Genomic DNA, 6,839 nt, shown 5'->3' on the forward strand with positions numbered 1-6,839 from the left:
CGCGCGCCAACGATTTGCGCAGTTCCCCGCGCCCCTGGGAACGCGGCCCCGGTGGTGGGCGCGCCCAAACGATTGCGCAGTTCCCCGCGCCCCTGAAAAACGCGCGTTGCGACGTGTGCGGGTCGGTGGGGGCTGGCCGCGCCGTTCCCCGCGCCCCTGAAACGTGCCCTGCGGGCGTTTCAGCGGGGGCGCAGCCCCGCTTCCCAGGGGCGCGGGGAACTGCGCAATCGATGAGGCGCGCCCATCGCCGGGCCGCAGGCGCAGGGAATTGGCGGGCCTCAGGCCTGATAGATCGCTTCGATCTCCGTGGCGTAATCCTTCGCCACAACGTTCCGCTTCAGCTTCAGCGACGGCGTCAAGTGCCCCGAGTCCTCCGTGAACTGGTGCGACAGCACACGGAACTTCCGCACGGACTCCGCCTTCGACACCGCCGCGTTCCCGTCGTCCACCGCGCTCTGGAGCGCCGCGAGCAGATCCGGGTCGAGCGCCAGGGACGCCGCCGTGGAGCCGGCAGGCTTCCCGTGGTCCTCGGCCCACCGCCCGAGGAACTCCTCGTCGATGGTGACGAGCGCGCCCACGAACGGCCGCCCGTCGCCGACGACCATGCACTCCGCGACCAGCGCGTGCGCCCGGATCCGGTCCTCGATGACGGCCGGGGCGACGTTCTTGCCGCCCGCCGTGACGATGATCTCCTTCTTGCGGCCGGTGATCCGCAGGTACCCGTCCTCGTCGAGGGTGCCGATGTCCCCGGTGTGGAACCAGCCGTCGGCCAGCGCCTCCTCGGTCGCGCCCTCGTTGTTCCAGTACCCCTTGAACAGGTGCTCGCCGTGCAGCAGCACCTCGCCGTCGTCGGCGATGCGGATCACCGAGCCGGGCAGCGGCTGCCCGACCGTGCCGATCTTCTGCCGGTCCCACGGGTTGAACGCGGTGGCCGCGCAGGACTCGGTCAGCCCGTACCCCTCAAGGACCGTGAAGCCGATGCCGCGGAAGAAGTGGCCGAGGCGCTCACCCAGCGGCGCGCCGCCCGAGATCGCGTACTCGCCCTTGCCGCCGAGCACCGCGCGCAGCTTGCTGTAGACGAGTTTGTCGAACGTCTTGTGTTTGATCCGCAGGCCGATGGAGGGGCCCGCCGGGGTGTCCAGCGCGCGGCTGTACGCGATCGCCGTGTCCGCCGCCTTGTCGAAGATCTTGCCCTTGCCGTCGGCCTGCGCCTTGGCCCGCGCCGAGTTGTAGACCTTCTCGAAGACGCGCGGCACACCGAGGATCAGCGTCGGCCGGAACGAGGCCAGTTCGTCGGTGAGGTTCTTGATGTCCGGGACCATGCCCAGCTTGATCGGCGCCATCATCGGCGCGACCTGCACGAGCCGCCCGAAGACGTGCGCGAGCGGCAGGAAGAGGAGCACCGAGCACTCGCCGGTGCGGAACAGCGGCCGCAGCCGCTCCACGATGTTGCCGCACTCGGCGAAGAAGCTGCGGTGGGTCAGCACACAGCCCTTGGGGCGCCCGGTCGTGCCGCTGGTGTAGACGATCGTCGCCGGGTCGTCGGCCTTGGCGAGCGAGCTGCGCTCCTCGACCGCCGCGTCCGAGACGTCCTTGCCGGCGCGGTCGAGCTCGTCGATGCCGCCGCCCTCGATCTGCCAGACGTGCTTGAGGTGCGGCAGCCGGTCGCGCACCGATTCCACGGTGGCCGCGTGCGCGTCCAGCTCCACGACGATCGCGGTCGCTCCCGAGTCGCCGAGGATCCACTGCACCTGCTCCGGGGAGCTGGTCTCGTACACCGGTACGGTGACGGCGCCCGCGCTCCAGATGGCGAAGTCGAGCAGCGTCCACTCGTACCGCGTGCGGGACATCAGGGCGACGCGGTCGCCGGGCTGCACGCCCGAGGCGATCAGGCCCTTCGCGGCGGCCTGCACCTCGGCGAGGAAGACGGTGGCCGTGACATCCGTCCAGGTTCCGCCGACCTTGCGGGCGATGACCGCGACATCGGGATGCTGCGCGGCGTTTCTGCGGACGATGTCGGTCAGATTGCCGTCCGCAGGGACCTCGTACAAAGCCGGAAGGCTGAACTCGCGCAAGACTGCTGCTCCTCATAGGGCGCCGACGCCACGACTTCGTGTGATGCGACGGAGCGGTCCAAGGCTCGGGCAGGTGCTCCGGGAGTCGGTTGTTGAAACCCTGAGCACGACTGGACTGCCCGGACGTTACCCGCCGGTAGTGCCTCTACGACAGGGGGGTCCGGCGAGATGTTCCCCGCGTCACACGTGTTGGCGTTCCTTGGCGCAGAGTAGTCCAAGCCGTTACTGACTGGGTAGTAACCGCAGGTCCGCCCGCGTCTACACACCTTTGCTCCACAGGCCTACCCTTGATCGCCATGGCAGGTACACAAGGCGGCGGCGACAGCGGCCGCGAGCGCAGGACGCCGGGGGAATCCCCGAGGACCCGGATCCACGTCGTGAGCGACGTGCACGGCAATGTCCGTGACCTGGTCAGGGCCGGTGAGGGCGCGGACGCCCTGATCTGTCTGGGCGACCTCGTCCTCTTCATCGACTACGCCGACCACTCCCGCGGCATCTTCCCGGACCTCTTCGGCACGGAGAACACGGACCGCATCGTCGAGCTGCGCACCGCCCGCCGGTACGAGGAGGCGCGGGCCCTCGGTGCCCGGCTGTGGGCGGGCGTCGACCGCGGCCCCGCCATCGAGAAGGCCGTACGCAAGCAGTACGCCGAACTCTTCGCGGCGTTCCCCACCCCGACGTACGCCACCTACGGCAACGTCGACATCCCATCCCTCTGGTCGGAGTACGCGGGCCCCGGCACCACCGTCCTCGACGGGCAGCGCGTCGAGATCGGCGGCCGGGTCTTCGGCTTCGTCGGCGGCGGACTGCGTACCCCCATGCGGACCCCGTACGAGATCAGCGACGAGGAGTACGCGGCGAAGATCGAGGCCGTCGGGGAGGTCGACGTGCTCTGCACCCACATCCCGCCCGAGGTGCCCGAGCTGGTCTACGACACGGTGGCGCGGCGCTTCGAGCGGGGCAGCCGGGCCCTGCTGGCCGCCATCCGGCGCACCAGGCCGCGTTACGCGCTCTTCGGGCACGTCCACCAGCCGCTCGCCCGGCGGATGCGCGTCGGCGCCACGGAGTGCGTGAACGTGGGCCACTTCGCCTCGACGGGCAAGCCGTGGGCGCTGGAGTGGTGAGGGCCGCCGGGGCCACCGGCGGTCGCGGGGCCGGGGGCGGCGGGACCTCCCCAGCGCGGTAGCGTTCACGCTGCGCACACAGGTAGAAAGCGTTCGTACCCCGCAGAACCCTCGTGCCCCGCAGAACCCCCTGTCCGGACCGCATCTGGAGGAGCCACAGCGATGGCGGAAAACACCAGTTCGAGTATCACGATCGAGGCGGCACCGGCCGACGTCATGGCGGTCATCGCCGACTTCGCCCGCTACCCCGACTGGACGGGCGAGGTGAAGGAGGCGCAGGTGCTCGCGACGGACGAGAAGGGCCGCGCCGAGCAGGTCCGCCTCGTCATGGACGCGGGCGCCATCAAGGACGACCAGACCCTGGGCTACACCTGGACCGGCGACCACGAGGTCTCCTGGACCCTGGTCAAGTCCCAGATGCTCCGCTCGCTCGACGGCTCGTACATCCTCAGGCCCGCCGGTCTGAGCGCCACCGAGGTCACCTACCGGCTCACCGTCGACGTCAAGATCCCGATGCTCGGCATGATCAAGCGCAAGGCGGAGAAGGTCATCATCGACCGCGCGCTGGCGGGCCTGAAGAAGCGCGTGGAGTCGGGCGACGCCGCCAGGGAAGCCGGTGCGCAGGCGGAGTCCGGGGACGCCGACAAGAAGGCGGGACCGGGCGACAAGTAGCGGCCCGTCGCGGGCGCCGCCGCACCACGTACCGTTCATCTCCATGCGCACCATCCTGATCACCGGCCCCGGCGGTTCCGGCCGCACCACCGTCGCCGCGGCCACCGCTCGGGAGGCCGCCCGCCGGGGCACCCGCACCCTGGTGCTCTCCGCGGACCGCACCGACACCCTCGGTGCCGCCCTCGGCGCCCCCACCGGCTCCACGCCCGCCGAGACCGCCCCCGGGCTCACCGCCTGGCGGCCGGACGCGGGCGAGAGCTTCCGGGCGGACCTCCTGGCCCTCCAGGAACAGGCCTCCACCGCCCTCGACCTGCTGGGCTCGGCCCGCCTGGACGCCGAGGAACTCACCCCGCTGCCCGGCGCCGAGGAACTCACCCTGCTCCGCGCGCTGCGCGACGCGTCCGCCGCGGACACCTTCGACCTGCTGGTCGTCGACCTGCCACCGGCCCCCCAGGCCCTCGCCCTGCTGGCCCTGCCGGAACAACTGCGCCGCTACCTGCGCCGTCTGCTGCCCGCGGAACGCCAGGCCGCCCGCGCCCTGCGCCCCGTCCTCGGCCGCCTGGCCGGCGTCCCCATGCCGACGGACCGGCTGTACGAGACGGCGGCCCGCTGGGACGTCGAACTGGCCGCGGTCCAGCTGGCCGTCGAGGACCCGGCCACGACGGTACGGCTGGTCGCCGAGCCGGGACCCGCGGGTGCCGACGCCGTACGGTCGGCCGTCACCGGGCTCGCCCTGCGCGGGCTGCGCACCGACGCCCTGATCGGCAACCGCGTCCTGCCCGACGCGTCCCCCGACACCTGGCTGGCCGCCCTCGCCGCCCAGCAGCGCAAGTCCCTCGACGGATGGCGTGACGAGTGGGGCTCCGCCGGGACGTGCGCGGTGCACGAGGTACCCCACCTCGGCCGCGACCCGCGCGGCACCGAGGACCTGGCCCTGCTTCCCGTACCCGCCCCGGATGCCGGTGCCGGCGCCGCTTCCGGTCCGCTCGTGTGGCCCGTCGTCGACCGGCTCGCCGACGACGGCGTGCTCGTCTGGCACATCCCACTGCCCGGCGCGATACGCGAGGAGCTGGACCTCGTACGCCGCGGGGACGAACTCGTCGTCACCGTCGGGCAGTTCCGCCGGATCGTCGCGCTCCCGTCCGCCCTGCGCCGCTGCGCGGTCGACGGCGCCTCCCTGCGCGAGGGCGAACTGCGTGTCCGGTTCGCGCCCGACCCGGATCTGTGGCCACGGACACGGTGAACGGCCTACCCCGTTCGGGTAACGTCGACAGACACAGAGCCGATGCTTGGAGTCCGCCATGAGCGATGAGCGCCCCACGTCCGACGCGGGGGAGGACGCGCTCGACCCGGTGCAGGACGGCACGGTGCGCGGCGAGGAGCGCGACGACCCGCGCGACGAGGTCCGGGCGACCGACGACGACGCCTGGGCGAAGGCGTGTGCCGAGGACCTCGCCGCCGAGAAGGCCCGCCGCCGCACCCAGTACGGCCAGCCGCCCGGCTCGGCCGCCGAGGAACTGCGCAAACTCGTCGACGCCGTCGCCGACAAGCTGTCCGGACTGCAGTCGCCGCTGCTCGGCGCGGTCGCCGGCGGCGCCGCCCAGCAGATGGTGAACCAGGTCGTGCAGCAGGCCAAGGCCGCCGTCGAGCCCGTCATCGAGCGCAACCCCGACGTGTTCGACCACCTCGCGAGCGCGGGCTCCGAGCTGCTCGCCGCGTACCGCTCCGCCGTCGAGGCGCAGGAACGGCGCTGGACCGCCCGGGACACGGCCGCGCGCCCGCGGGACGAGGGCACCGGCAGCGGTGAACACATCGACCTCGACTGAAGCCGCTCGGGTACGGTTGGCCATAGCGGGGCTCGACCGAAACTGAGGGATTCATGGGACTCACCATCGGCGTCGACATCGGCGGCACGAAGATCGCGGCCGGGGTGGTCGACGAGGAAGGCAACATCCTCTCGACCTTCAAGGTGCCGACTCCCTCGACGCCGCAGGCGATCGTGGACGCGATCGCCGCGGCCGTCGAAGGCGCCAGGGCCGGGCACGAGATCGTCGGCGTGGGCATCGGTGCCGCCGGATACGTCAACCGGCAGCGCTCGACGGTCTATTTCGCGCCGAACATCGACTGGCGGCAGGAGCCCCTGAAGGAAGCGGTGGAGGCCCGGGTGGGCCTGCCGGTCGTGGTCGAGAACGACGCGAACGCGGCGGCCTGGGGCGAGTACAAGTTCGGTGCGGGCAAGGGGCACCGCAACGTCATCTGCATCACGCTCGGCACCGGCCTGGGCGGCGGCATCATCATCGGCAACAAGCTGCGCCGCGGGCACTTCGGCGTCGCCGCGGAGTTCGGGCACATCCGGATGGTCCCGGACGGCCTGCTGTGCGGCTGCGGCTCGCAGGGCTGCTGGGAGCAGTACGCGTCCGGCCGCGCGCTCGTCCGCTACGCGAAGCAGCGGGCCAACGCGACGCCGGAGAACGCGGACATCCTGCTGTCGCTGGGCGACGGCTCGCCCGACGGCATCGAGGGCAAGCACATCTCGATGGCGGCGCGGCAGGGCGACCCGGTGGCGGTGGACTCCTACCGCGAGCTGGCCCGCTGGGCCGGCGCGGGCCTCGCCGACCTGGCCTCTCTCTTCGACCCCTCCGCGTTCATCGTCGGCGGGGGTCTCTCCGACGAGGGCGAACTGGTCCTCGACCCGATCCGTAAGTCGTACAAGCGGTGGCTGGTGGGTGGGAACTGGCGTCCCGTCGCCGATGTGATCGCCGCGCGGCTGGGGAACGAGGCGGGGCTGGTGGGCGCGGCGGATCTGGCGCGCGAGCCGGACCCGATCATGTAGCTCAGCGCTCCGCTGCCGCGGGGTGCGGGGACGTGCGTCGTCCGCGGCCGAGTGGGGGTCGCCCGCGCAGTTCCCCGCGCCCCTGAAAGGCGGGGCTGCGCCCCTGCCTTTCATCTTTTAGGGGCGCGGGGGACC

General features: G+C 72.0%; 6 protein-coding genes. 5 read left to right on the forward strand and 1 reads right to left on the reverse strand.

Annotated elements, in window-relative coordinates:
• Nucleotides 1–278 precede the first annotated feature (278 nt).
• Nucleotides 279–2,075: an AMP-dependent synthetase/ligase gene (locus ACFWGJ_RS39985; protein WP_387333869.1), complete on the reverse strand. Its 1,797-nt coding sequence runs from the start codon at nt 2,073–2,075 to the stop codon at nt 279–281.
• A 287-nt stretch (nt 2,076–2,362) separates the two neighbouring features.
• Here ACFWGJ_RS39985 and ACFWGJ_RS39990 point away from each other — a divergent pair, with 287 nt between their 5' ends.
• The 5 genes from ACFWGJ_RS39990 (at nt 2,363) to ACFWGJ_RS40010 (ending at nt 6,704) form a co-directional block, all read left to right on the forward strand.
• Nucleotides 2,363–3,199, forward strand: coding sequence for a metallophosphoesterase (locus tag ACFWGJ_RS39990; RefSeq protein WP_387333870.1), 837 nt, complete (start codon nt 2,363–2,365; stop codon nt 3,197–3,199).
• Between the two features lie 162 nt (nt 3,200–3,361).
• On the forward strand, nt 3,362–3,871 hold the full coding sequence (locus tag ACFWGJ_RS39995) for an SRPBCC family protein (RefSeq protein WP_387333871.1): 510 nt from the start codon (nt 3,362–3,364) through the stop codon (nt 3,869–3,871).
• Between the two features lie 43 nt (nt 3,872–3,914).
• Nucleotides 3,915–5,114: an ArsA family ATPase gene (locus tag ACFWGJ_RS40000; RefSeq protein WP_387333872.1), complete on the forward strand. Its 1,200-nt coding sequence runs from the start codon at nt 3,915–3,917 to the stop codon at nt 5,112–5,114.
• A gap of 58 nt (nt 5,115–5,172) precedes the next feature.
• Entirely contained in the window at nt 5,173–5,697 is a 525-nt protein-coding gene (locus ACFWGJ_RS40005) for a DUF5304 domain-containing protein (protein ID WP_387333873.1), read from the forward strand.
• 53 nt (nt 5,698–5,750) lie between these two features.
• On the forward strand, nt 5,751–6,704 hold the full coding sequence (locus ACFWGJ_RS40010) for an ROK family glucokinase (RefSeq protein ID WP_387333874.1): 954 nt from the start codon (nt 5,751–5,753) through the stop codon (nt 6,702–6,704).
• Nucleotides 6,705–6,839 lie beyond the last annotated feature (135 nt).

Source organism: Streptomyces sp. NPDC060205 (assembly GCF_042728395.1).
In the GTDB taxonomy this organism is placed as follows: Bacteria; Actinomycetota; Actinomycetes; order Streptomycetales; family Streptomycetaceae; genus Streptomyces.